A 24,122-nucleotide genomic window follows, 5' to 3' on the forward strand; every position below is an offset into this window, starting at 1 on the left:
AGAAGGATTTGCGATCGTGCGTTATGTTTATGGCATCACTTCGGCTTTGCTGGTGGGTGGCACAGCGCTCGCGCTCGTCACCCAGTCGCCCGTTATCGCGCAGGTCGCGCAGAACGAGCGCAGCGAAATCGCCAAGGCGGTTCCGCGCGCCGGCGCGCCCGAAAGCTTCGCCGACCTGGTCGAGCAGCTGCAGCCCGCAGTGGTCAACATCTCGACCAAGCAGGAAGTCACGCTGGGCGTCCGGCTCGATCCGTTCGCGGGAACGCGCGAACCGGTCACGCAGGAGCAGCAGGGCGGCGGTTCGGGCTTTCTGATCTCGGACGACGGCTATATCGTCACCAACAACCATGTCGTCACCGGCGGTCCGCGCGGCGAACAGGTGAACCAGGTCACGGTGACGCTGACCAACGGCAAGGAATTTCAGGCCAAGATCGTCGGCCGCGACGTCGCCTCCGACCTCGCGCTGCTCAAGATCGACGCGACCGGCATGCCGTTCGTGAAATTCGGCGACAGCGGCAAGGCGCGCGTTGGCGACTGGGTGGTTGCGATCGGCAACCCGCTCGGCCTCGGCTCGACCGTCACCGCCGGCATTATCTCGGCGGTGCAGCGCAATATCGGCAACGGCGGTGCTTATGACCGCTACATCCAGACCGACACGGCGATCAATCGCGGCAACTCGGGCGGTCCGCTGTTCGACCTGCACGGCAATGTCGTCGGCATCAACAATATGCTGATCTCGCCCGTCGGCGCGAACATCGGGGTCAATTTCGCCATTCCGGCCGATGCAGCGATCCCGGTGATCAACGCGCTGCGCGCCGGCGAGCGTGTCGAGCGCGGCTATCTGGGCATCGGCATCGCGCCGGTCGGCGAGGATATGGCCGCGGCGCTCGGCCTGCCCAAGGATCGCGGCGAATTCGTCCAGCGCGTCGAGGATGACGGTGCCGCGGCGAAGGCGGGCATCAAGCGCGGCGACGTCGTGACCAAGGTCAACGGCAAGGATGTGACGCCGCAGCAGACGCTGTCCTACATCGTCGCGAACACCAAGCCGGGGACGCGTATCCCGATCGAGGTCGTGCGCGACGGCAAGACGATGACGCTCAACGCCGTCGTCGGCACGCGTCCGCCCGAAGACCAGCTCGCCGGCAATGATTTCGACCCCGAAGACGATCAGGCGACGCCTGACGACAACAGCGGGAGCGTTTCGGACAAGGCGGTCCAGGACAATCTGGGCCTCGCGGTGCAGACGCTGACCCCCGACATCGCGCGCGCTGTCGGCGTCGATGCATCGACCAAGGGCCTCGTCATCGGCGCCGCGTCGAGCAACAGCGATGCTGGCCGCAAGGGCCTGCGCCGCGGCGACGTGATCCTCAGCGTCAACCGCACCCCGGTGACGACGAGCGAGGGCCTGGCCAAGGCGGTGGCGGAAGCGAAGAAGGCTGGCCGCGACGCGGTGCTGATGGAAATTCTCCGCCGCGGCGGTCCGTCGGCGTTTATCGCGATCCGCATCAAGCCGTAATCGCGCAGCATCGTCAACGTTTCGAAAGGGGCGCCCGGACATCGACCGGGCGCCCTTTTCTTTTCTTGTCGTATACATTGTTCCTGATATGTTCTTGCTTCAACGAATCGGGAGATGACCAATGATCGGATATGTGACGCTCGGCACCAACGACCTTACCAAAGCGGCGGTTTTTTACGACGCGATCGCCGCCGAACTGGGTGTGCCGCGCATGATGGAATTCGACAATTTCATTGCTTGGGGCAAGGAGGGCGGCGGCGCGGGCATTGGCCTGACCAAGCCGTTCGACGGCAATGTCGCTACCGTCGGTAATGGCGTGATGGTGGCGCTGGAGGCCAGCGATACCGATCAGGTCCAGCGCCTCTATGATATCGCGCTGGCGCATGGCGGCAGCGACGAAGGCGCCCCCGGTCCGCGCGGCGAAGGTTTTTACGCGGGCTATTTTCGCGATCCCGACGGCAACAAGCTCAACGCCTTCGTCATGGGGTGACGACGCGTTGGCGGCGCGCACGGGCGTTGCAGCCATAGACAGTCCTAAAACGGCCGGGCGCGGCGGATTGCCGCCGTCCCGGCCCGCTGTTAGCCTGCGGCGCTCGTCCGTTCGCGAAAGGATCTTCATGCGTTGGAAATCGGCCTTGGTAGCGGCGGTGATGCTTGGCTGCGCCTCACCCGCGTTCGCGCAGGAAAGTGCGGGAAGGAGTCTCGACGAAATCGCGCCCGAGATCGACGCGCTCTTTGCCCGCTATCAGGCCGATCAGCATATCCCTGGCCTCGTCTATGGCATCGTGCAGGATGGCAAGCTCGTCTATCTGAAGGGGCGCGGGATTCAGGATGTGGCGACCGGAACGCCGGTCGACGGCGATACGCTGTTCCGGATCGCCTCGATGACCAAGGCTTTCACCGCGCTGGCGGTGCTCAACCTGCGCGACCGGGGCAAGCTGCGGCTCGACGATCTGGCCGAAGATTATGTCCCAGAAATGAAGCGCTGGATCTATCCGACCGCGGACAGTCCGCGCATTCGTGTGCGCGACCTGCTCCACCATGTCGCGGGGTTCGTCACCGACGATCCGTGGGGCGACCGCCAGCAGATATTGTCGCAGGACGATTTTACCAAGATGCTGACCGCCGGCGTCCCCTTCACGCAGGCGCCGCAGAGCCGCTTCGAATATTCGAACTTCGGCTATGCCCTGCTCGGCCGCATCGTCGCCAATGCGTCGGGTATGCCCTATGCCGACTATGTCCGCATCACCATCCTCCGCCCGCTGGGGATGGAGGCCAGCGGCTATGACGTGACGCGCGCGCCGCGCGCGCATTATGCCCGCGGCTACCGCTGGGAAGGTGAGGCGTGGGTGCCCGAACCCGAAATGGCCGACGGTGCCTTCAATAGCATGGGCGGGCTGCAGGTCAGCGCGCGGGACTATGCCAAATGGGTCGCCTTTCTGCTGTCTGCCTGGCCGCAGCGCAACGAGGCCGATGCTGGGCCAATCCGCCGCGCAACGGTGCGCGAGATCGCGCAGGGTCTGAACTTCGTCTCGCTGGCGACGCGCGCCGGCGCGAGCGGCGAGACGGCGTGCAAGCAGGCCGCGGCCTATGGCATGGGTTGGCGCGTTGCGCAGGACTGCGACCTGGGGCTCACCCTGTCGCACGGCGGTGGCTATCCAGGATATGGCAGCCATGTGATGCTGATGCCCGACTTCGGCGCCGGCGTCTTTGCGCTGTCGAACCGCACCTATGCCGGACCGTCGGCGCCCGCCTGGGACACGGCGGTAGCGATGGAGAAGGCGGGATTGCTCAAAACCCGGCCAGCGTCGGTCACGCCCGACATGGCCGCGATGATCGCTGCGTCGCGCGCCGTCTATGACGCGGGCGACCTGGCGCCGATACAGGACCGGTTGGCGATGAACTTCCTGATGGATCGCTCGGCGGCGTTATGGGCGAAGGACCTGGCGGCGCTGAAAGATCAGCTGGGCGCATGTCCGACCGCCGAGCCGCCGGTCGCGCGCGGCGCGCTGGGGGCCTTGTTCCGGCTCAATTGCGAGCGCGGCAAGCTCGACGGTCAGATTCTGCTAGCCCCGACGCATCCGCTGACGGTTCAGGCCCTGCGCCTTCGTCCAGCACGCGACTAGCTCGCGGGGCGAGCCGGTGCCGCTTTGGCCGCGCCGCGCGGGCGCCGGGCGAAAAGCGGCTTCAAGGCGGCGCCGAGCTGCGCGAAGCCGCGGTCGAGGTCGGCGCTGAAGCGCGCATGATCGGCGTTCCAGCTCCGCATCCAGATTTCATCCATCATCGTCTGTCTCCATCGGTTGCGATGAAGTGCAGATGCGCCCTCGCTAGCGCCTTCGCCAATTAAAGCTTTGCACATAGATATAAGTTTGCCTTATGCACCGGTGATGCCGAAACTGCCGCCCCTTGCTGCCGTCCGTGCCTTTGAATCGGCTGCAAGGCTGGAAAATTTCTCGCGCGCTGCCGAGGAACTGGGGATGACGCAGGCAGCGGTCAGCTATCAGGTCCGCCAATTGGAAGACCGGCTAGGCCGCGCGCTGTTCGTGCGTGAGAAAGGGCGCGTGCGGTTGTCGGAGACCGGCCAACGCGTGTTCCCCGCGATCCGCGCCGCCTTTGCCGCAATGCACGATGCCTTCGCTGCACTTGGCAGCGACGAGACCGACGTGCTGACGATCAGCTCCGTGACGAGCTTCGGCGGCGCATGGCTGAGCGCACGTATCGGCCGCTTCCAGCTCGCTTACCCCGACCTTGCCGTGCGCATGTCGATGAGCAACGATCTCGTCGACTTCGACGCGTCGAACGTCGATGTGGCGATCCGCCTGGGAATGGGCCCCTGGCCCGGCCTGCGCAGCGACTTTCTGATGCGCCAGACGCTTGCTCCGCTCGCCGCACCATCGTTCATCGCCGAGCATGCGATCCGCGAACCCGCCGACCTGCTGCGCGTCCAGCGGCTCGCCCCGAACGACAGCTGGTGGGCCGACTGGTTTGTCGCCGCGGGGGTTGCGACTCCGCTGGCGCCATCGCGCCTCGGCATCGAGCTCGACAGCCAGTTGCAGGAGGCGAGCGCGGTGCAGGCGGGCTTCGGGGCCGCGATGATGACCCCGCTGTTCTGGCAGGCCGACCTTGCCAGCGGCCGGATGGTCCAGCCCTTCGATACACTCTATGTCGCCGATGCCGGCCTTTGGCTCGTGCACCGCGAAAATCGCGTCGGGGTGCGCAAGATCGAGCGCTTCCGCGAATGGCTGCACGACGAATTGAAGAAGGATCGCCACCTGCTGCCCGAGGCGCTATGGCAGCCGCCGTCATGACCTTCACCGCCGTCCCGCTCACGCTCTATCCCGACATGTTCCCCGGTCCGCTAGGGCACAGCATGGCGGGGCGCGCTCTCGAAAGCGGGACATGGGCGTGCGCGCCCGTCCAGATCCGCGATTTTGCCACCGACCGGCATCGCACCGTCGACGATACGCCCGCGGGCGGCGGCGCCGGCATGGTGCTGAAGGCCGACGTGCTGGGGGCGGCGATCGATCATGCGACGGCAGCGCATCCGGGGCTGCCGCTGCTCGCCATGACCCCGCGCGGCGCGCCGGTCACGCAGAAGCGGGTGCGCGAGCTTGCCGCGGGTCCGGGAGCGATCATCCTGTGCGGCCGCTTCGAGGGTTTCGACGAACGCATCTTCGACGCACGGCCGATCGAACAGCTGTCGATGGGCGACATCATACTTTCGGGCGGCGAGATGGGCGCGCTGATGCTGCTCGACGCTTGCATTCGGCTGCTTCCCGGCGTAATGGGCGCGGCTTCAAGTGGCGACGACGAATCGTTCGAGAACGGTTTGCTCGAATATCCGCACTATACCCGGCCCGTCACATGGGAAGGGCGCACGATCCCCGAAGTGCTGCGATCGGGGGATCATGCGAAGATCGCCGCCTGGCGGAAACAACAGGCGCAGGATCATACACGGTTACGCAGGCCGGACCTTTGGGAGCGTCATGAGGACGCTCGGGCCCGACCTGCCTCTGGCGCGCGGCAAAAGAAGAAGGACTAGAGGCATGAACCTCATCCAGACGATCGAAGCTGAAGAAATTGCCAAGGCCGGCAAAGAGATTCCGACGTTCCGCCCCGGCGACACGCTGCGCGTCGGCGTGAAGGTGGTCGAAGGCGAACGCACCCGCGTCCAGAATTTCGAAGGCGTGTGCATCGCGCGCGCGAATAAGGGCATGGGCTCGAACTTCACCGTGCGCAAAATGTCGTTCGGCGAAGGCGTCGAGCGCGTCTTCCCGCTTTATTCGCCGAACATCGATTCGATTACCGTCGTCCGCAAGGGCGCCGTGCGCCGTGCGAAGCTCTACTATCTGCGGGGCCGCACCGGTAAATCGGCTCGTATTGCGGAGCGCCGCGATTACCGGTCGGAAGCCGGCGAAGGCTGAGGAGAGTTTCTCCCCACAAAGCCGAAACAGCTTTCCAGAACGACCGGTTCCGCCAAGGCGCAGAACCGGTCGTTTTTCATTTCACGCCAAGACAAAGGACATATTTCATGGGTTACCGGATCGTCGTCGCTGGTGCGACGGGCAATGTCGGACGCGAAGTCCTCGCCATCCTCGCCGAACGCGAATTTCCGATCGCCGAACTGGCGGCGGTCGCGTCGTCGCGCAGCCAGGGCGACGAAGTCGAGATCGGCGATACCGGCAAAACCGTGAAATGTCAGAATATCGAGAATTTCGACTGGTCGGGCTGGGACATGGCGATCTTCGCCATCGGCAGCGACGCGACCGCGATTCACGCGCCCAAGGCCGCAGCCGCGGGCTGCGTCGTGATCGACAACTCGTCGCTCTATCGCATGGACCCCGACGTGCCGCTGATCGTGCCCGAGGTGAACCCCGACGCGATCGATGGCTATACCAAGCGCAACATCATCGCGAACCCGAACTGCTCGACCGCGCAGATGGTCGTCGCGCTGAAGCCGCTGCACGATGCGGCGAAAATCAAGCGCGTCGTGGTTTCGACCTATCAATCGGTGTCGGGCGCCGGCAAGGCGGGGATGGACGAGCTATGGAACCAGACGCGCCAGATCTTCGTCGGCGACGAAAAGGACATCAAGAAGTTCACCAAACAGATCGCCTTCAACGTCATTCCGCACATCGACAAATTCCTCGACGACGGATCGACGAAGGAAGAATGGAAGATGGTCGCCGAGACGAAGAAGATCCTCGATTCGAAGATCAAGGTCACCGCGACCTGCGTCCGCGTTCCGGTCTTCGTCGGCCACTCGGAAGCCATCAATATCGAGATGGAGCAGGAACTGCCCGCCGAGGAAGCGCAGCGCATCCTGCGCGAGGCGCCGGGCGTCATGCTCGTCGATAAGCGTGAGGACGGCGGATATATCACCCCCGTCGAATGCGTCGGCGACTATGCGACCTTTGTCAGCCGGGTGCGCGACGACAGCACCGTCGACAATGGCCTGAACCTCTGGTGCGTCAGCGACAACCTGCGCAAGGGCGCGGCGCTGAATGCGGTGCAGATCGCCGAACTGCTCGGCCGCCGGCATCTGAAGAAGGGTTGATCTTGTTATCCTCCCTGTCGCGCAGCGATGGGGAGGTGGCAGCCCGAAGGGCTGACGGGGGGGGGGCGTTGACGCCGGCGCGCTCGCGGCCCTTCCACTATCCGCCTTGCGGACGGTCCCCCTCCCCACCGCTGCGCGGCAGGGAGGATTGCCTTGGCGAGATCGGGGCATTCGGACTATGCCCATAACATGACCGCGCCCTTCGCTTTCACCCACGCGCTTTGCCGGACCCCGGCGCCGTCGGCCGTCAACGGCATCCGTGCGGGCGGCGGACCCGATCCCGAGCTGGCGGGAATCATGGCCGAGCATGCCGCCTATGTCGCGGCGCTGCGCGAGTTGGGCCTGACGGTCGATGTTCTGCCGCCGCTCGATGCCTTTCCCGATGCGCTGTTCGTCGAGGACGTCGCGCTGACCTTTGCCGAAGGCGCGATCCTGCTCCGCCCCGGTGCGCCGAGCCGCGCGGGCGAGGTCGCGCACATACGCGCCGCGCTCGCAGAACGGCACGGCCGCGTCCTTGAACTGGCCGGGCCGGGACATGTCGACGGCGGTGACGTTCTGCGCCTTGCCGACCGCGTGATCATCGGCCTGTCCGACCGCACCGACCGGGCGGGGGCCGAAACGCTGACTGCGCTGCTCGGCGATCTTGGCTACCGCGCGCAGATCGCGCAGACCCCGCCCGGCGTGCTGCATTTCAAGACCGGCTGCGGCCTCATCGACGACCGCGCCGTGCTCGCCGTCCCGGCCATGCGCGACTGCCCCGAATTTGCGGGGCTGGAGGTGGTGCTGACGCCGATGGGCGAAGAAGGCGCGGCGAATATCCTGCGCGTCCGCGACACGGTGCTGATCGGCGCGCACTGGCTTGCAACGCAAGCGCTGCTGGCGGCGCGCGGCGTCCCGTTCCGCGTGCTGCCCACCGATCAGATCGCGCGGATCGACGCCGGGCTCAGCTGCATGTCGCTTCGCTGGTAATCGCCCCGCGCTCTGGCGTATAGCGGCGTGTCCCCTTCGGAGTTCCTCCATGCGCAAGCTGCCCGCCCTCGTCCTCCTCGCACTGCTTGCGGCGTGCAAGCCCGCCGCCGACAAGTCGGCCGCCGACGACCGCCCGCCAGTCGTGCCCGACGTGCCCGAGGCCAAGCTCGACGGTCCGGCCGCGGCGTCGCTGGCGGTCGCGCTCGACGGTGCGGGGCTGCGCTTCATCGACAAGACCAGCGGCAAGGCCAGCCTGCTCGCGTTCGGCACCCCGCGCAGACAGGCCGAAGAGGCGTTGGCGCGCGTTGCGGGGGTGGTCGACGACCGCAGCGACAATGACGAGTGCGGCGCGGGGCCGATGCAATTTTCGCGCTTCGATGCGATGACGCTCAATTTTCAGGACGACAAGTTCGTCGGCTGGTTTCTGGGCGACGAGGCGGGCGCCGAATTCTATTCGACGGTCAGCGGCATCGGTATCGGCACGACGCGCGCCAAGGCGTCCGCATCGGCCACCGTCGTCGATCACAAGGACAGCACGCTGGGCGAGGAGTTCAGCCTGGGAACCGGCGATGCAGCGATCGGCGGCATGTTCGCCGAGCCGGGCAAGGATGCGAAGATCGAGGCGCTGTTCGCTGGCGCCAATTGCTTCTTCCGTTAACGACGCCGGATTTTCATCAATTTGATCGGCGGCGACGGTGGCGCTAGTCTGCCGCCATGTCGGCCTTTCTGCCCTATGCGCCGCTCAACACGCCCAAAGCCTTCGGCCCCGGACTATGGATCGTCGACGGCCCCGAAATCCGGATGGATTACGGACCGACCTCGATCCCCTTTCCAACCCGGATGACCGTCGCGCGGCTTGCCGACGGCACGCTGTGGGTTCACTCGCCGGTGGCTCCTGACAAGGACCTGCTTTCTGCCATCGACCGCCTCGGCCCGGTCGCCTGGCTGATCGCGCCGAACAGCCTTCATTATTGGCATATCGCTGACTGGCAGGCGATCTATCCCGGCGCGCGAACGCTCGCGGTGCCCGATCTCGCCATGCGCGCGAAGCGGCCTTTCCGCATCGACGTGACGCTCGACGGCGAGGCGGTGCTGCCCGATGAGCTGGAGACGGTCTTCGTTCCCGGCACGCTGGTCAATGAAGCGGTGTTTTTCCACCGGCCCTCGCGCACCGTCGTGCTGACCGACCTGATCGAGAATTTCGAGCCGCAGCGAATACGCAGTCCCCTTTATCGCGGGCTCGTCCGCCTCTCGGGCGCGGCGCATCCCGACGGCAAGGCGCCGATCGACCTGCGGTTGACCTTCTGGCCGCGCCGTGCCCGTGTTCGCCGGGCGGTCGCTGCGATATTGGGCTGGGATTGCGAGCGTGTCGTGATGGCGCACGGCCTGCCATATGAGCGGGATGGGGCAGCCGAGCTTCGCCGCGGCTTGCGCTGGGCCTGCTGACGCGGCGCGGCCCTGGCCCCGTCAGGGCCCCCTCAGTGCCCCATGTCGGCGGCCGAAGCCTTGGCCGCGCCGGGTCTGGGCGGGCGCAGCAGGACGACGAGCGGCACCGCCGCGAGCGTGACCCACATCATCAGCCAGAAATCGTCGATATAGGCGACCATCGCGGCCTGCCGGTTGATTTCGCCATTGACCATCTGCATCGCGACATCGCCGATGATGCCGAAGCGGTCGGCCGTCGAGGGATCGACGAGGCTGACCGAGCTATTGGTGACATGCGCGACCAGATCCTGATGGCTGGTCTGCGTATTCGATCCGAGCAGCGTCGTGACCACCGAAATGCCCACCGACGCCCCCATGCTGCGGAACAGATTGAGGAGGCTCGATCCGTCGGTCCGGAACTGCATCGGGATCGTGGCAAAGGCCATGGTGTTGAGCGGGATGAAGATCAGCCCCATCCCTAATCCCTGCACCAGCCCGCTGACGACCACGGGACCGGCGCCCATCATCAGCGACCATTGGCTCATCTGATACAGCGAATAGGCGGCGATCAGCAGTCCCGAACCGACCATCCAGCGCGCATCGATCTTGCCGAGCAGGCGCCCGGCGACCCACATGCTCATCAGGATGCCGATCCCGCGCACCGCGAGCACCAGCCCTGTATCGATCACCGGCCAGCCCAACAGGCGTTGCAGCATCGGCGGCAGCAGCGCCATCGACGAGAACATGACCACCCCGATCACGATCATGAAACCCATGCCCATGACGAGGTTGCGATCGGCGAGCATCTTGCGGTTGAACAAGGTCACCGGCGCGGTGAGCAGGTGGATGAGGAACATCCACAGGCAGGCAACCGAAACGCCGAGTTCGATCCAGATTTCGGCACTCTCGAACCAGTCCTGCTGCGCACCGCGGTCGAGCATCAGCTGCAGCGCAGCGAGGCCGAGCGCGAGCATCGAGAAGCCGAACAGATCGAACTTGCGCTCGCGGGTGTGCGTCCGCGGCAGCAGCGCCCACATCAGCACCAGCGTTATCAATCCGACGGGCAGGTTGACGTAGAACACCCAGCGCCAGTTCGCCGATTCGGTGAGCCAGCCGCCCAGGATGGGCCCCAGAATCGGGCCGATCATGATCCCCATCCCCCAGATCGACATCGCCCGCGCGTGCCGTTCGGGCGGGTTGATATCGAGCATTACCGATTGCGAAAGCGGGCTGATGAAGGCGGCGGCGATCCCCTGCAGGAAGCGGAACGCCACCATCTCCTCGAGATTCTGCGCGGCGCCGCACGCCATCGAGGTCAGGACGAAGCCGACGATCGCCGCGAGGAACAATTGCCGCCGTCCGATCCGGTCGGCGAGCCAGCCGGTGATCGGCATCGCCACTGCCGAGGCGATGATATAGCTGGTGAGAACCCAGTTGACCGTCTCGCTCGTCGCGCCGAGCGCGCTTTGCATATGCGGTATCGCGACATTGGCGATGGTCGTGTCGAGAATCTGCATCACCGACGCGCCCATCACGGCCACCGTCAGCAGGCCGCGATAGCGCACCTGCTGATGGAGCGGGATCGACGCATCGACCGGTTGTCCCGCGCTGGGCGACCGGCGGGGAAGGGCGCGGCTCGCCATCGGCCCGCCCCTATTTCGCGGTGATCACTTTGACGTCGGCGGACAGGCCGGCGATCATGTCGCGCGACGGCTTTTCGTCGAGCGCGATGCGCACCGGCACGCGCTGCGTCACCTTCACCCAGTTGCCGGTCGCATTCTGGGCGGGGAGTACCGAAAATTCGCTGCCGGTTCCGGCGCCGATGTTTTCGACATGGCCGCGCACCTTGAGCCCCGGATAGGCGTCGAAGCGGATTTCGGCGCGCTGGCCGACACGCATGTCGGCAAGGTCGGTTTCCTTGAAATTGGCCTCGACATAGGGGTGCAGCGTATCGACGAGCGTCACCGCGGGGAGCCCCGCGACCATCATCTGACCGAGTTGCAATCGGTCCGACTGGGCAATGCGCCCGGCGCTCGGCGCGCGCACTTCGGTACGGCCGAGATTGACCTGCGCCTGCGCGCGCTGGACCTTTGCCGATTCGACCTCGGGATTCACGCCGCTGCCGCCGGTGGCGAGCTTGGCGCGGGCCTCCGCAGCGTCGGCGCGGGCCTGCGCGAGGCCTGCGCGCGCCTGTTCGACCGCATGCTTCGATGCGTCATAGGCCGCCTTGGTGGTGAAGCCCTTTTCCATCAGCGCCGCCTGCCGCGCGAAATTGGATTCGGCAAAGCCCACCGCTTCCTGCGCCGCCTTGATGTCGACGCCGGTCGCGGCGAGGCTGGCCGACAGATTGCCGACATTGACCTTAGCCGCGTCGATCGCGGCATTCGCCTGCGCCACCGTCAGCGCATAGGGTTCGCCGTCGATGCGAAAAAGCAGCTGTCCCTTGTCGACCATCTGGCCGTCGCGCACCGCAACTTCAGTGATCCGGCCGCCAACCTCGGCGGCGATCGATACCTTGTCCATCTGGACATAGGCATTGTCTGTCGACACCGCGCCGCCGCTCGTCAGCCAGTACCAGCCGCCGCCGACGAGCAGCGCCAGCGGCACGCCGAACATCAACAGACGGGTGCGCCAGCTCGGCTTACGGGCCTCGTCGGTTTCGGCCTCGGGCGCGGGGGGCACGGGGTCGGCCTTGGGTTTTGCCTTCGGCACCGAAACCTCTTCGCCCCTGGGAGCGGTGGGCGCGGCGGGAGGGGCGGCGGGACGGGAGGGGGAGAGCTGATCCATCACATTGTCTCTTTTGTCGTATCCTTGCCGCATTCGCGGCGCGAAAGATTGGCGCGGACGCGCTCGACCAGCTCGATGAGCTGCGCGCGTTCGGCTGCGCTCAGCCCTTCGGTCGCCTCTTCGGTCAGCGCGTCGGCGATGTCGCGCATGCCGCCGACGATCGCGCCGGTGCGCGGCGTCAGATACAGCCGCCAGGCGCGGCGGTCGGTCGGATCGGCGCGGCGTTCGACCAGCTCCGCCTCTACCAGCCGGTCGACCATGCGCGACAGGGTGATCGGTTCGACCTCGATCAGTTCGGCGAGCGGCCCCTGCCGGATCCCCTCGTGCCGCTTCAGATAGCTGATCAGCCGCCACTGGAGCGCGGTGATTCCGCTGTGTTTCGTGCGCGCGTTGAAGGCGCGGCGAAACAGCCGCGCGGTGTCGTTGAGCAGGAAACCGATCGTCTCACTCATGGCATGCGATATAATAGCAACTGCTATAATATTCAACGACGATTATGCTGCAGGTGCGAAGCATCTGATTTGGAGCAAAAAAATGCCGTTTCGCTTGCGCGGCGCCGCTTTTTTTGCAGGATGCCGCGCATGAGTCTGTCTGCCGATCTCTTCTGGTCCTTCCGCTCGCCCTACAGCTATCTGGCGATCGGCCGCTACCGCGCGCTGATGGCGAGCCACGATGTGACGATCAACCTGCGCCCCGTCTATCCGCTGGCCGTGCGCCAGCCCGACTTTTTCGAGCGCAACCACCCCAATTGGCTCAGTTACACGATGCGCGACATGATCCGTGTCGCGCAGTTCCACGGCATTCCCTTCGGGCCGCCGCGGCCCGACCCGATCGTCCAGAATGTAATGACGCGCGAGATCGCTGCCGATCAGCCCTATATCTATCGCCTCACCCGGCTGGGGCAGGCGGCCTCGCGGCGCGGCAAGAGCCTGGCCTTTTGCGACGAGGTGGCGCAGCTCATCTGGGGCGGCGCGCAGGACTGGCACCTCGGCGATCATCTGGCGGGCGCGGCGAAGCGCGCCGGGCTCGATCTCGCCGAACTCGATGCCGAGGCGGAAGGCGACGCCGAAACGCTCGATCAGGAAATCGCCGCTAACCAGGTCGCGCTCGAAATCGCCGGCCATTGGGGCGTGCCGACACTGGTATTCGAGGGCGAGCCCTTCTTCGGACAGGACCGCATCGAAATGGCGAAGTGGCGCATGGAGCAAAAGGGGTTGCGCCCGCGATAGACGGAGCGCGCGGCTGCAGGCGGCCGGCTTCGGTCTGGAAACGACCGATTGCGGGCGTTCCTTTTCCGAGCCACAATCGTCTCATGAGTTTTTTGGCATTCCGATACCGATACGACGGCACACCCACCAACGTTCGTGATGACTTCGGTTGGTTGGAGATGCGGGTGGTTACAGAAAGCCGTTCTGGCGTCGGCGGATTTTGGGTCCAGTGGCAAGATGTAAAGGAGTTTGGCGAAAAGCTTTCGGCCTATCCGATTGAGCCCAACGCTCCCTTGTCCGAACAATGGGGCTACAGTCAGGACGACCAATACGAAAAGGTTTTAGGCGTTCAAATCACGCCAGCCAACGCACGTGGAGACCTGAAGGTCCGCGTCGAAATAGCGGATCAGGATGATCCGACCGATTGCGTAAAAACCTCATTCCAAACAAATTATTCTGATTTGGCCGCATTCCAGCTTGAGATAGCGCAGTTGATGGCTGGCGAGATTGAAGAGGCGCGCCTCAGCGGGAGATAACGTCCGCTCTCCACCTCAAAACCGCCATGAGCGCGGCGCGGCTGGTGTCGGCAAGTCCATGCGAACGCCGTATGAAGGCCGCGGCCGCTTGCCCTTGCGCGTCTTCCCCGCATAAGGACGGGCATGAGCATCGAACCGAAATTTTTCTACGCGCGCGACGGGGTGCGCCTGGCCTGGCGCGCAATGGGCGAAGGCCGGCCGATCCTGTTGCTGCATGGCCTGTTTTCGAGCGCCGAGGTCAACTGGATCAAATTCGGCACCGCGGCGCGAATCGCGCGTGAGGGATATCATGTCATCATGCCCGACCTGCGCGTCCACGGATCGAGCGCGGCGCCGCATGGAGCGGAGCATTATCCTTCCGACATATTGGTGGATGACCTGCAGGATCTGGTTGCGCATCTCGATCTTGCCGATTTCGACCTTGGCGGCTTCTCGCTCGGTGCGCGAACGAGCGTGCGCGCCGTTGTTGCGGGGATGCGCCCGGCGCGCCTCATCCTCGGCGGCATGGGGCTCGCTGGGCTCGCGGGGTGGCAGCGGCGCGGGCGTTTCTTCAAACGCGTGATCGCCGAATATGACAGCGCGAAGCGCGGCGACGACACGTGGCTGTCGATCCAGTTCATGAAGACCATGAAGATCGACCGTGTCGCGGCGGGGCTTTTGCTCGACAGCTTCGCCGACACGCCGCCCGAAGCGCTGGCGGCGATCACCATGCCGACGCTGGTTGTGTGCGGCGAACAGGATGAGGACAATGGCTCGGCGCCCGAACTGGTCGCGGCGCTGGCCGATGCCGAACTCGCGACGATCCCCGGCACCCACATGTCGAGCGTCACCGAGCCCGAGCTGGGCGAAGCGATCGCGGCCTTTCTGACCGCTTGACCCCCCGGCGCCGACGCGCCAAGCTGGTTTTACGGCGCCGCAGAGCGCACCCCCAAAGTCCAGAGGATTGCACCCCATGAAAGCCATGATTTCGACTATGTCGCTTGCCCTGTCGCTCGCGCTCGCCGCACCGGCATATGCGCAGGACGATGCCGCCGCGACCGCGGCCCCTGCCGCCACGCCGACCGCCGCCGACGCCGATGCCTTCATCGCCGCCGTCGAGAAGGATCTGTTCGACTATACGGTCGAGGCGAGCCAGGTGAACTGGGTCAACGCCACCTACATCACCGACGACACCGACGCGATGGCGGCGCGGATCAATGCGGTGGGGACCGAAAAGTCGGTCAAATATGCACTCGAAGCCGCGAAATATATGGATGTGCCGGGGCTCAGCGCCGATACGAAGCGCAAGCTCGACATTCTGCGCACCGGCCTTGTCCTTCCCGCGCCGACCAAGCCCGGCGCCGCGACCGAGCTCAACACGATCGCGACCGACCTCCAGTCGCAATATGGCAAGGGTCGCGGCACGCTCGACGGCAAGGAAATCTCGGGCTCGGATATCGAGGCGGAGATGGGCAATCTTAAGCACACGCCCGCCGAATTCGCCGAAATGTGGACGAGCTGGCACGACAATGTCGGCGCGCCTATGAAGGATGATTATGCGCGCATGGTCGCGATCGCCAACGAAGGCGCAAAGGAACTCGGCTTTGCCGACACCGGCGCGATGTGGCGGTCGGGCTATGACATGTCGCCCGAGGATTTCGCCAAGACCACCGAACGGCTGTGGCAGGAAGTGAAGCCGCTCTACATGGCGCTTCACACCTATGTCCGCTGGAAACTCAACGAGAAATATGGCGATGCCGTGCAGCCGAAGACCGGCCCGATCCGCGCCGACCTGCTTGGCAATATGTGGGCGCAGGAATGGGGCAATATCTACCCGCTCGTCGCGCCGCCGGGATCGGGCGACCTTGGTTACGATATCGGCGATCTGCTCAAGGAAAAGGGCAAGGCGCCGCTCGACATGGTCAAGGCGGGCGAGAATTTCTACTCCTCGCTCGGCTTCGCTAAGCTGCCCGACACCTTCTGGAAGCGCAGCCAGTTCCTGAAGCCCGCCGACCGCGAAGTCGTGTGCCATGCCTCGGCCTGGGACGTCGACAACAAGGACGACATCCGCATCAAGATGTGCATCAAGGTGAACAGCGACGATTTCGTCACCATCCACCACGAGCTTGGCCACAACTATTATCAGCGCGCCTATAACAAGCAGCCGTTCCTCTATCTGAACGGCGCCAACGATGGCTTCCACGAAGCGATCGGCGACTTCATCGCGCTGTCGATCACCCCGCAATATCTGGTCGACATCGGCCTGCTCGACAAGGCGAAGGTGCCGAGCGCCGACAAGGATATCGGCCTGCTGCTGCGTCAGGCGATGGACAAGGTCGCCTTCCTCCCGTTCGGCCTGCTCGTCGACCGCTGGCGCTGGGGCGTGTTCGACGGCTCGATCAAGCCTGCTGATTACAACAAGGCCTGGACCCAGCTTCGCCTGCAGTATCAGGGCATCACGCCGCCGACCGCGCGCCCCGACAACGCGTTTGACCCGGGCGCCAAATATCATATCCCCGGCAACACGCCCTACACCCGCTATTTCCTCGCGCGCGTGCTGCAGTTCCAATTCTATCAGGCGGCGTGCAAGCAGGCGGGGTGGAAGGGCCCGCTCCACCGTTGCTCTTTCTATGGCAACAAACAGGTGGGGCAGAATCTGAACGCGATGCTCGAAATGGGCGCCTCGAAGCCATGGCCCGACGCGCTCCAGGCTTTCACCGGCAGCCGCGACATGTCGGGCAAGGCGATGATGGAATATTTCGCCCCGCTCAAGAAGTGGCTCGACGAACAGAATAAGGGCAAGCCGTCGGGCTGGTAAGGCACGCGGAGCCGCAAGCAAGGGACCGGAAAGCTATCTTTCCGGTCCCTTTGCATGTCGGCGGGGTAGGGGCTGCCGCCGCTTTGCCGATTGCCTGATTTCCTGCGCCGTTCTAGGCTCTTGGCCGGGTGCCCCGAGCGGAGGAATGCAGCAGTGAGCGACGGCAGCGAAGCGACCGAAATCTACATCGGCCTGGGCGGAGGCGGCGCGCCTGACGGGCCGCGCCAGTCGCTGGTGCTGAAGCGCGCGAACCGCCACGGGCTGATCGCGGGCGCGACCGGGACCGGCAAGACGGTGACGCTGCAGGGACTGGCCGAGGGCTTCTCGGCGGTCGGCGTGCCGGTTTTCGTCGCCGACGTGAAGGGCGACCTTTCGGGGCTCGCGATGGCGGGAAGTCCGACGTCGAAACTGCACGAGGTCTTTGCCAAGCGCGCGGCCGAAATCGGCGACAGCGACTGGGCCTATCACGACAATCCGGCGATCTTCTGGGACCTGTTCGGCGAGCAGGGCCATCCCATTCGCACCACAATTTCCGAGATGGGGCCGCTGCTCCTCGCGCGGCTGATGGATCTCAACGAGGTGCAGGAAGGGGTTTTGTCGATCGCCTTCCGCGTCGCCGACGAACAGAATCTGTTGCTGCTCGATATGGGCGATCTGCAGGCGATGCTCGCCTGGTGCGCCGAAAATGCCGGCGATCTGTCGACCAAATATGGCAATGTGACCAAGGCGACGGTGGGGACGATCCAGCGCCAGCTCTTGTCGCTGCAAAGCCAGGGCGGCGACCATTTCTTCGGCGAACCCGCGCTCGACATCATGGACATGATCCAGTGCGACGATAAGGGTCGCGGCTATGTGAACATCCTTGCCGCCGACAAGCTGATGGCCAGCCCGAAGCTTTATGCGACCTTCCTGCTCTGGCTGCTGTCCGAGATGTTCGAGACGCTTCCTGAAATCGGCGATCCCGACAAGCCGAAGCTCGTCTTCTTCTTTGACGAAGCGCATCTGCTGTTCGACGACGCGCCGCCCGCGCTGGTCGACAAGATCGAACAGGTCGTGCGCCTGATCCGATCGAAGGGTGTCGGCGTCTATTTCGTGACGCAGAACCCGATCGATGTGCCCGAAGAAGTCGCAGGGCAGCTCGGTAACCGCGTCCAGCACGCGCTGCGCGCCTTTACCCCGCGCGACCAGAAGGCGGTGAAGGCGGCGGCCGACACCTTTCGGCCCAATCCGAAGGTCGATGTCGCGCGCGAGATCACCGAGCTCAAGGTCGGCGAAGCGCTGGTCTCGCTGCTCATGCCCGACGGCGCGCCCTCTCCGGTCGAGCGCACGCTGATCAAGCCGCCCTGCTCGCGCGCCGGTCCGCTCGACCCCAAGGAGCGCGCGATCATCCAGTCGATCTCGCCGGTCGCGGGCAAATATGACACACTCGTCAATCGTGAAAGCGCCGAAGAACTGCTCGCCGCCAAGGCCGAGCAGGCGCAGGCGGCCGCCGCTGAAGCCAAGGCGCAGGAGGAAGCCGACAAGGCGGCGGCAATCGCGGCAAAGGAAGAGGCCAAGCGCAAGGCCGCCGACGAGCGCGTCCGCCTGCAACAGGAACGCGCCGCGGCGCGCGAGGCGGCGAAGCCGAGCATGGCCGAAAAGATGATGGAATCGGCGGCGCGCTCCGCCGCGACGAGCCTCGGCCGGCAGGTTGCGGGCAAGTTCGGCGGCCAGTTGATGCGCGGCATATTGGGCAGCCTGTTCAAATGACCGCCGGCGATGCCGCGCGGATGGAGGCGGCGCTGCTCGCCGTCGCCGACGCGGGCATCGACATTCGCCATGCGCTGTTCGATCGGTTCCTCAATGCCTTCCCGCAGCGACGCGCCGCCTTTCTGAACCTCGATGCGGCGTCGCGGCGCATGACCAACGAGACGTTGCAGGCGATGTTCGGGCTGGCGCAGGGCGAAGGCTGGGTCTGGCCGCAGATTGCCGAACTGGTGGTGACGCATCGCAACTATGGAGCGCTGACGGCGGCCGAATATGACGCCTTCGTCGATATGGCGGTCGATGCGCTTGCGGTGGCGGCGGGCACCGCATGGGACGCGGATTGCAACGCCGCCTGGCGCCGTCAGGCCGCGGCGCTCAAGGCGATGATCCACCGCGCACTCGCCGAATGGCAGGCGGCGCTTCCCGAGGCGCACCGCCAGGCGGCCGGCTGATCCGAGCCCGCGCCCGCGGCGCGCTATTCCATCTCGACAGGCGCCGAGGCTTCAGGCAATTTGGTTGCATGACAAAACCTATATTGCCTGGAGAGGTAGCCGCCGCCGTCGTCGATCCCGCCGCTTACGGGGCATGGGACGGCTTGCACGAACAGCTTTCCTGGGCGCGCGCCAATGCGCCGCTCGCGGTAGCCGAGAACCCGGACTATGATCCCTTCTGGCTGGTGACGCGGCACGCTGACGTCATGGCGATCGGCCGCGATCCGCAGCGCTTTGCCAATGCAGTGCGCCCGACTGTGCTCACCAATCGCGATGGCGAGGCGCTCGCCCGCGCCGCGACGCCGGGCAATGACGGGCATCTGATCCGTTCGCTCGTCCAGATGGACGCGCCCGACCATATGAAATACCGGCTGCTGACGCAGAGCTGGTTCATGCCCAAGAATCTGAAGCAGGTCGAAGACCGCATCCGTCAGATCGCACGCGAGACGGTAGACAAATTGCTCGCGACCGGCGGCGAATGCGATTTCGCGCGTGACGTCGCGGCGCATTACCCGCTGCATGTCGTGATGGACATATTGGGGGTGCCGCCGGAAGACGAGCCGCGAATGCTGATGCTGACCCAGCAATTGTTCGGATCGACCGACCCCGACCTCAACCGCAGCCGCGAGGCGATCACCAGCGCCGAACAGGCGATCGCCATGCTCCACTATGTCATCGCTGATTTCGAAAATTATTTCCGCGAACTGACCGCTGACCGCCGCGCCAATCCGCGTCAGGATATTGCGACGGTGATCGCCAATGCGACGATCGACGGCGGTCAGATCCCTGACCGCGAACTTGCAGGCTATTATATGATCATCGCAACGGCGGGGCACGACACGACGAGTGCGTCAACCGCCGGCGCGATCATGGAGCTGGCAAAGAATCCGGCGCTTTTCGAACGCTTTCGGGCCGCCGACAGCGACAAGGCGGGGCTGATCGAAGAGGCGATCCGCTGGACGACGCCGGTGCAGCATTTCATGCGCACCGCGCGGGCCGATGTCGAGATCGGCGGGCAGCAGATCCGCGAAGGCGACTGGCTGATGCTCAACTATGTCTCGGCCAACCGCGACGAGGCGGTGTTCGGCGACCCCTTTGCCTTCGACCCCGACCGTGCGAAGAATCAGCAGATCGCCTTCGGCTTCGGCGCGCATGTGTGCCTCGGCCAGCATCTGGCGCGCATGGAAATGCGGATCATGATGGAAGAATTGCTGCCGCGCCTGAAAAAGCTCGAACTCGCGGGCGAACCGGCGCGCGTCGAATCGGTGTTCGTCGGCGGCTTGAAGCGCCTGCCGATCCGGTTCGAAGCGGCGTAGGGGGGGTGTAAGCGACTGAAGCTTGCCGGGCTGACCGAAGGAACGAGCGTCCCGAGTCGCTATTGTGTTCCCCGGCGAAAGCCAGGGGCCCAGAGCGTCGAACGCTGACGTTGGAGTTTTAAAGCTCCGGACCCCGGCTTTCGCCAGGGAACAGCAAACTGCCGCAAGGACGCTACCCTAAACCTTCTCGCCCGGAAAGAAGCGCGCGATCACATCGCTGGCGAGGCGCGCAGGGCGCAGCGTCTCGGCGTCGATGCAGCACCAGCTCGATTTGACTTCGGCGAGCACCTCTTCGCCGCGCTTTATGATCGTTTCATAGAAAGCGCGCGCGCCCTGGACCTTTTCCAGGATCACCGTCGCGATGACCTCATCGTCGAGAAAGGCTGGGCGGCGATAGGTGATTTCATGCTTCAGCGCGACCCACAGATGCTGGGCCACCGCCTCGGGCGGCGCGATCTTTCGCCAGTGCGACAGCACTGCATCCTGCACCCAGCTTAGATAATGGGCGTTGTTGACGTGGCCCATGAAGTCGATGACCTCGGGGCCGACGGTGATGTCATGGTCGTGGGGAAGCGCGGCGCTGCTCATATCGTTGACACTAGTGTCAACAATTCGTGACGGAAAGATGAAATCCGATTCTTTTCTGGTCCGGTCTTGGGAAGGACCATCTTCTGCGTCGGCGAAGAATGCACTCAGCCGCGGCCGCGATAGGGCGCGACCCCCTGATCGGGCAGCCACAGCCCCAGGGGCGGCGGCCCCGATTGCCAGAACACGTCGATGGGAATGCCGCCGCGCGGATACCAATAGCCGCCGATGCGCAGCCATTGCGGCTGCATCTCGTCGAACAGGCGGCGGCCGATACCCACGGTGCAGTCTTCGTGAAAGCCTGCATGGTTGCGGAAGGAGCCGAGGAACAGCTTGAGGCTTTTCGATTCGACGATCGTCTCTCCCGGCGCATAGTCGATCACCAGATGCGCGAAGTCGGGCTGCCCGGTAACGGGGCAGAGCGAGGTGAATTCGGGCGCGGCAAAGCGCACGAGATACAGCTCTCCGGCGCGCGGATTGGGGACATAGTCGAGCAATGCCGCCTCGGGCGAGGCAGGCAGTTCACTCGATTGGCCGAGATGTTTGGGCTGAAGCGGCGTATGGCTGGAATCACTCATGGCTTTCGTCTAGTGCGGCGCGCAGCCGATGTCACCGTCGATCGGGACGGGATGGCGGCGCGAAGCGCCCGTGCGATACGCAAGGCGCAGGCCATACAGAGTTTTCGGGATCGCATTACATCATGACGAAGCGGAGTTTCGGGCGGACAGCGAAGATGGCGCGGCTATCGACCGCCGCGCTGGCGGCGGTGCTGATTGCGGGGGCAGCGGGAACGCCCGCGCTGGCACAGCAGGACGAAACGCCCGCCCCGACCCCGGCGCCATCTGCCACCAGTCCGTCGACCTTCCGCCTGCCGTCGACCAACGATGGCCGTACCACGGGGATGCAGGGTCCCGCGGACAATGGGATTCCGCCGCTTGCGCCGGGCGAGCGCCGCGGGACTCCGGCACCGACGCCTGCGCCGACCGTGGTCGTCCCCACGCGCCCTGCGCCCGCGCCGACGGCCCAGCGTCCGACCGCGACCACGCCGGCGCCGACCCCCGCGCCCACGCCGACGCGCCGCGATACGCCCGCCGCCGCATCGACGCGCGCGCCTTCCGCGGCGCCTGCGCCCGCGCCGACTCCGGCACCGACCGCATCGCAGGGTGCGCCCGCCGCGACCTCGCCGACCGACGATGCCGCCACGCTGCCGGGCTTCACCAGCGATCCGACGAGCGCAGCGGGCACCCTCGATGCGCCGGTGCAGCCGTCGGACGAGGCAGCCGGTGCGGCGGCGCCGACCGACAAGGGCGCGGTACCGATCTGGGCGTGGCTGCTCGCGGGACTCGCCGCTGCCGGGGCGGGGCTATGGTATTGGCGCCGCCGTCCAGCGCCCGCCGCCGACGCCCCGGCTGATTATGATCAGCCCTCGCCGCCGCCCGCACCGCGTGCCGCCGTTCCTGCACCGCGCGCCGCGCCGCAGCCAGCGCCGCAGCCTGCTCCTCCGGCGCCGCAACCCGCGCCGCAACCGGATCGTGGGCCCCAGCCGCAATTCCGGCCGACGCCGCTTCCGGTGGCTTCGCCGCCCGTTCCCTCCCCGCTCGTCACGCGCCCCGCCGCAGAACGACGCGCGCAGGTGTCGATGGCGTTCGAGGTGCGCGACATTCGCCTGACGTCCGAACATCTGGTCGTGTCCTTCACGCTCAACCTGCTGAACGAGGGGCTGCTCGACGCCACTGGCCTCCTCGTCCGTATTGCGCTGCATCAGGCGTCGGCGATGCCCGAAGCGGTGCTCGCGCGCTTTTTCGACGGCGCGGGGGGCAGCGTGCTGCGCGACGACATGACATTGGCGGCGGGCGCGGGCGAGGCGCTGACGACCGAGGTGATGTTGCCGCGGGCGATCGTCGAGCCGCTGGTGATCGCCGGCCGCCCGATGCTGATCCCGGTCATAGCGCTCGACGTCACCTATCATTGGGATGGCCCTGGCGAAGCCTTTGGCCAGAATGCCGGCAGTTTCGTGCTCGGCCGCGAACAGGGGACGAGCGGCAGCGACAAGCTGGCACCGCTGCCCTTCGATCGCCCGATGCTGGTCATCGACCGCCCTGGTGCACGCACGACCGCCGTGCGCCGGATGCAGTGATTCCCCGCGTCGCGCGGGCGCCATGCTCCGCTTTACCTCTGCTTTTGTGTTGCGGCGCAGCATTGACTGGGGCAGAGCGCCACTGCGCTTGAAAAAGCGCAGGTGGGGGCATAGGCTGATGTTCCCCGGAAAGATTAAGAGCCACAGCAGGATGGCCGGCGGAGGGAATGGATAGAAGGTCCACCGCCCGGTCGTAACAGGAGCATGACATGGACGCCTTGGTTTCTACCGAATGGCTGGAACGCGAACTGGGGGCATCGGACCTGCGGGTTGTCGATGCGACGAAATTCATGGCGGGAACCGACCGCGACGCGCGGGCCGAATATGAAGCCGGCCATATCCCCGGCGCGGTGTTCATGGACCTGACCGAACTGGCCGACGCGACGAGCGCGGTCGAAAATATGGCGCCGCCGCCCGAAAAATTCGCGAGCCGCATGCAGTCGCTCGGCCTCGGCGACGGCAGCCGGATCGTGATCTATGACGACAGCCCGCTCAAGAGCGCGGCGCGTGCCTGGTGGCTGCTCAAACTGTTCGGCGCGCATGATGTCGCGCTGCTCGACGGCGGCCTCGCCAAGTGGAAGGCCGAAGGGCGCCCGCTCGAAATGGGCAAGCAGACGCTGCGCCACCGCCACTTCACCGTTTGGCGCGACGCGAAGGCCGTCCGCACCAAGGATCAGATGCTCGCCAATGTCGATGGCGGCACCGAACAGGTTGTCGATGCGCGCCCGGCGGCGCGCTTCACGGGCGAGGAACGCGATCCGCGTCCGGGCATGGCACCGGGACATATTCCCGGTTCGCGCAGCCTGCCGCACAGTCAGCTGTTCAACGACGATGGCACGTGGAAGCAGGGCGATGCGCTGAAGGCGGCTTTCGATGCCGCCGGGATCGATCTCGACAAGCCGCTCGTCGCGACCTGCGGCAGCGGCATGACCGCGACCGTCCTTGCCTTTGGCGCGCATCTGCTCGGCAAGGATGATGTCGCCGTTTATGACGGCAGCTGGAGCGAGTGGGGCGCCGACGCGGCCACCCCGAAAGCGACCGGCGCGGCCTGA

Annotated in this window: 25 protein-coding genes; 19 read left to right on the top strand and 6 right to left on the bottom strand. The window is 65.5% G+C overall.

What is annotated here, in order from left to right; all coding sequences use genetic code 11:
* The first annotated feature begins 16 nt into the window (after positions 1 to 16).
* The 3 genes from L0963_RS15810 to L0963_RS15820 all read left to right on the top strand — a co-directional run bounded on the left by L0963_RS15810 (position 17) and on the right by L0963_RS15820 (position 3,642).
* A complete protein-coding gene (locus tag L0963_RS15810; protein WP_058811252.1) occupies positions 17 to 1,516 on the top strand; it encodes a Do family serine endopeptidase in 1,500 nt (499 codons plus the stop codon).
* Between the two features lie 121 nt (positions 1,517 to 1,637).
* The gene (locus tag L0963_RS15815; RefSeq protein WP_062901443.1) at positions 1,638 to 2,006 is read left to right on the top strand and encodes a VOC family protein; all 369 of its coding nucleotides are present in this window, start codon (positions 1,638 to 1,640) and stop codon (positions 2,004 to 2,006) included.
* 127 nt (positions 2,007 to 2,133) lie between these two features.
* Positions 2,134 to 3,642 carry a serine hydrolase domain-containing protein gene (locus L0963_RS15820; protein WP_234180478.1) on the top strand — a complete coding sequence of 503 codons (1,509 nt, stop codon included), beginning with the start codon at positions 2,134 to 2,136 and terminating at the stop codon, positions 3,640 to 3,642.
* On the opposite strand, the gene L0963_RS15825 is transcribed toward L0963_RS15820, so the two are convergent.
* On the bottom strand, positions 3,639 to 3,800 hold the full coding sequence (locus tag L0963_RS15825; protein WP_186401487.1) for a hypothetical protein: 162 nt from the start codon (positions 3,798 to 3,800) through the stop codon (positions 3,639 to 3,641). The genes L0963_RS15820 and L0963_RS15825 overlap by 4 nt on opposite strands.
* A 103-nt stretch (positions 3,801 to 3,903) precedes the next feature.
* Here L0963_RS15825 and L0963_RS15830 point away from each other — a divergent pair, with 103 nt between their 5' ends.
* The 7 genes from L0963_RS15830 (at position 3,904) to L0963_RS15860 (ending at position 9,488) form a co-directional block, all read left to right on the top strand.
* A complete protein-coding gene (locus L0963_RS15830) occupies positions 3,904 to 4,824 on the top strand; it encodes a LysR substrate-binding domain-containing protein (protein WP_186401488.1) in 921 nt (306 codons plus the stop codon).
* Positions 4,821 to 5,558, top strand: coding sequence for a tRNA (guanosine(37)-N1)-methyltransferase TrmD (gene trmD, locus L0963_RS15835; protein WP_186401660.1), 738 nt, complete (start codon positions 4,821 to 4,823; stop codon positions 5,556 to 5,558). Before L0963_RS15830 ends, trmD begins: the two co-directional genes overlap by 4 nt.
* Before the next feature lie 4 nt (positions 5,559 to 5,562).
* On the top strand, positions 5,563 to 5,940 hold the full coding sequence (gene rplS / locus L0963_RS15840; RefSeq protein WP_186401489.1) for a 50S ribosomal protein L19: 378 nt from the start codon (positions 5,563 to 5,565) through the stop codon (positions 5,938 to 5,940).
* A gap of 107 nt (positions 5,941 to 6,047) precedes the next feature.
* Positions 6,048 to 7,073, top strand: coding sequence for an aspartate-semialdehyde dehydrogenase (locus tag L0963_RS15845; RefSeq protein ID WP_217372890.1), 1,026 nt, complete (start codon positions 6,048 to 6,050; stop codon positions 7,071 to 7,073).
* A 189-nt stretch (positions 7,074 to 7,262) separates the two neighbouring features.
* On the top strand, positions 7,263 to 8,042 hold the full coding sequence (locus tag L0963_RS15850) for a dimethylarginine dimethylaminohydrolase family protein (protein ID WP_234180480.1): 780 nt from the start codon (positions 7,263 to 7,265) through the stop codon (positions 8,040 to 8,042).
* 49 nt (positions 8,043 to 8,091) lie between these two features.
* Positions 8,092 to 8,700 (top strand): hypothetical protein, encoded by a 609-nt coding sequence (locus tag L0963_RS15855; protein ID WP_186401492.1) that lies wholly within the window; start codon positions 8,092 to 8,094, stop codon positions 8,698 to 8,700.
* A 56-nt stretch (positions 8,701 to 8,756) separates the two neighbouring features.
* Entirely contained in the window at positions 8,757 to 9,488 is a 732-nt protein-coding gene (locus tag L0963_RS15860; protein ID WP_234180482.1) for a DUF4336 domain-containing protein, read from the top strand.
* 32 nt (positions 9,489 to 9,520) lie between these two features.
* Here L0963_RS15860 and L0963_RS15865 read toward each other — a convergent pair whose 3' ends face one another.
* The 3 genes from L0963_RS15865 to L0963_RS15875 are packed head-to-tail and all read right to left on the bottom strand — an operon-like array spanning position 9,521 to position 12,706.
* A complete protein-coding gene (locus tag L0963_RS15865; protein WP_186401494.1) occupies positions 9,521 to 11,110 on the bottom strand; it encodes an MDR family MFS transporter in 1,590 nt (529 codons plus the stop codon).
* A gap of 10 nt (positions 11,111 to 11,120) precedes the next feature.
* On the bottom strand, positions 11,121 to 12,254 hold the full coding sequence (locus tag L0963_RS15870; protein ID WP_186401495.1) for an HlyD family secretion protein: 1,134 nt from the start codon (positions 12,252 to 12,254) through the stop codon (positions 11,121 to 11,123).
* Positions 12,254 to 12,706, bottom strand: a complete 453-nt coding sequence (locus L0963_RS15875; protein WP_217372889.1) for a MarR family winged helix-turn-helix transcriptional regulator — start codon at positions 12,704 to 12,706, stop codon at positions 12,254 to 12,256. Before L0963_RS15875 ends, L0963_RS15870 begins: the two co-directional genes overlap by 1 nt.
* A 129-nt stretch (positions 12,707 to 12,835) precedes the next feature.
* Here L0963_RS15875 and L0963_RS15880 point away from each other — a divergent pair, with 129 nt between their 5' ends.
* From L0963_RS15880 to L0963_RS15910, 7 genes are all read left to right on the top strand, one after another.
* Positions 12,836 to 13,483, top strand: coding sequence for a 2-hydroxychromene-2-carboxylate isomerase (locus L0963_RS15880; RefSeq protein ID WP_186401497.1), 648 nt, complete (start codon positions 12,836 to 12,838; stop codon positions 13,481 to 13,483).
* Positions 13,484 to 13,566: 83 nt separating this feature from the next.
* Entirely contained in the window at positions 13,567 to 13,998 is a 432-nt protein-coding gene (locus L0963_RS15885) for a hypothetical protein (RefSeq protein ID WP_186401498.1), read from the top strand.
* A 123-nt stretch (positions 13,999 to 14,121) separates the two neighbouring features.
* The gene (locus tag L0963_RS15890; protein WP_186401499.1) at positions 14,122 to 14,874 is read left to right on the top strand and encodes an alpha/beta fold hydrolase; all 753 of its coding nucleotides are present in this window, start codon (positions 14,122 to 14,124) and stop codon (positions 14,872 to 14,874) included.
* Between the two features lie 76 nt (positions 14,875 to 14,950).
* A complete protein-coding gene (locus L0963_RS15895) occupies positions 14,951 to 16,795 on the top strand; it encodes a M2 family metallopeptidase (RefSeq protein ID WP_186401500.1) in 1,845 nt (614 codons plus the stop codon).
* A 153-nt stretch (positions 16,796 to 16,948) separates the two neighbouring features.
* Positions 16,949 to 18,544, top strand: coding sequence for a helicase HerA-like domain-containing protein (locus tag L0963_RS15900; RefSeq protein ID WP_412072795.1), 1,596 nt, complete (start codon positions 16,949 to 16,951; stop codon positions 18,542 to 18,544).
* A complete protein-coding gene (locus L0963_RS15905; RefSeq protein WP_186401501.1) occupies positions 18,541 to 18,993 on the top strand; it encodes a hypothetical protein in 453 nt (150 codons plus the stop codon). The genes L0963_RS15900 and L0963_RS15905 overlap by 4 nt, the downstream gene beginning before the upstream one ends.
* A gap of 68 nt (positions 18,994 to 19,061) precedes the next feature.
* A complete protein-coding gene (locus L0963_RS15910) occupies positions 19,062 to 20,348 on the top strand; it encodes a cytochrome P450 (RefSeq protein WP_062901455.1) in 1,287 nt (428 codons plus the stop codon).
* A 177-nt stretch (positions 20,349 to 20,525) separates the two neighbouring features.
* On the opposite strand, the gene L0963_RS15915 is transcribed toward L0963_RS15910, so the two are convergent.
* A complete protein-coding gene (locus tag L0963_RS15915; protein ID WP_186401502.1) occupies positions 20,526 to 20,936 on the bottom strand; it encodes an acyl-CoA thioesterase in 411 nt (136 codons plus the stop codon).
* Positions 20,937 to 21,040: 104 nt separating this feature from the next.
* Positions 21,041 to 21,511, bottom strand: coding sequence for a preQ(1) synthase (gene queF / locus L0963_RS15920; protein WP_062901456.1), 471 nt, complete (start codon positions 21,509 to 21,511; stop codon positions 21,041 to 21,043).
* A 122-nt stretch (positions 21,512 to 21,633) separates the two neighbouring features.
* Between queF and L0963_RS15925 the strand changes: the two genes are divergently transcribed.
* Positions 21,634 to 23,070 (top strand): hypothetical protein, encoded by a 1,437-nt coding sequence (locus tag L0963_RS15925; RefSeq protein ID WP_186401503.1) that lies wholly within the window; start codon positions 21,634 to 21,636, stop codon positions 23,068 to 23,070.
* Between the two features lie 209 nt (positions 23,071 to 23,279).
* The gene (sseA, locus tag L0963_RS15930) at positions 23,280 to 24,122 is read left to right on the top strand and encodes a 3-mercaptopyruvate sulfurtransferase (protein WP_062901458.1); all 843 of its coding nucleotides are present in this window, start codon (positions 23,280 to 23,282) and stop codon (positions 24,120 to 24,122) included.

Source organism: Sphingopyxis sp. NFH-91 (assembly GCF_021401285.1).
Classification (GTDB): domain Bacteria; phylum Pseudomonadota; class Alphaproteobacteria; order Sphingomonadales; family Sphingomonadaceae; genus Sphingopyxis; species Sphingopyxis terrae_A.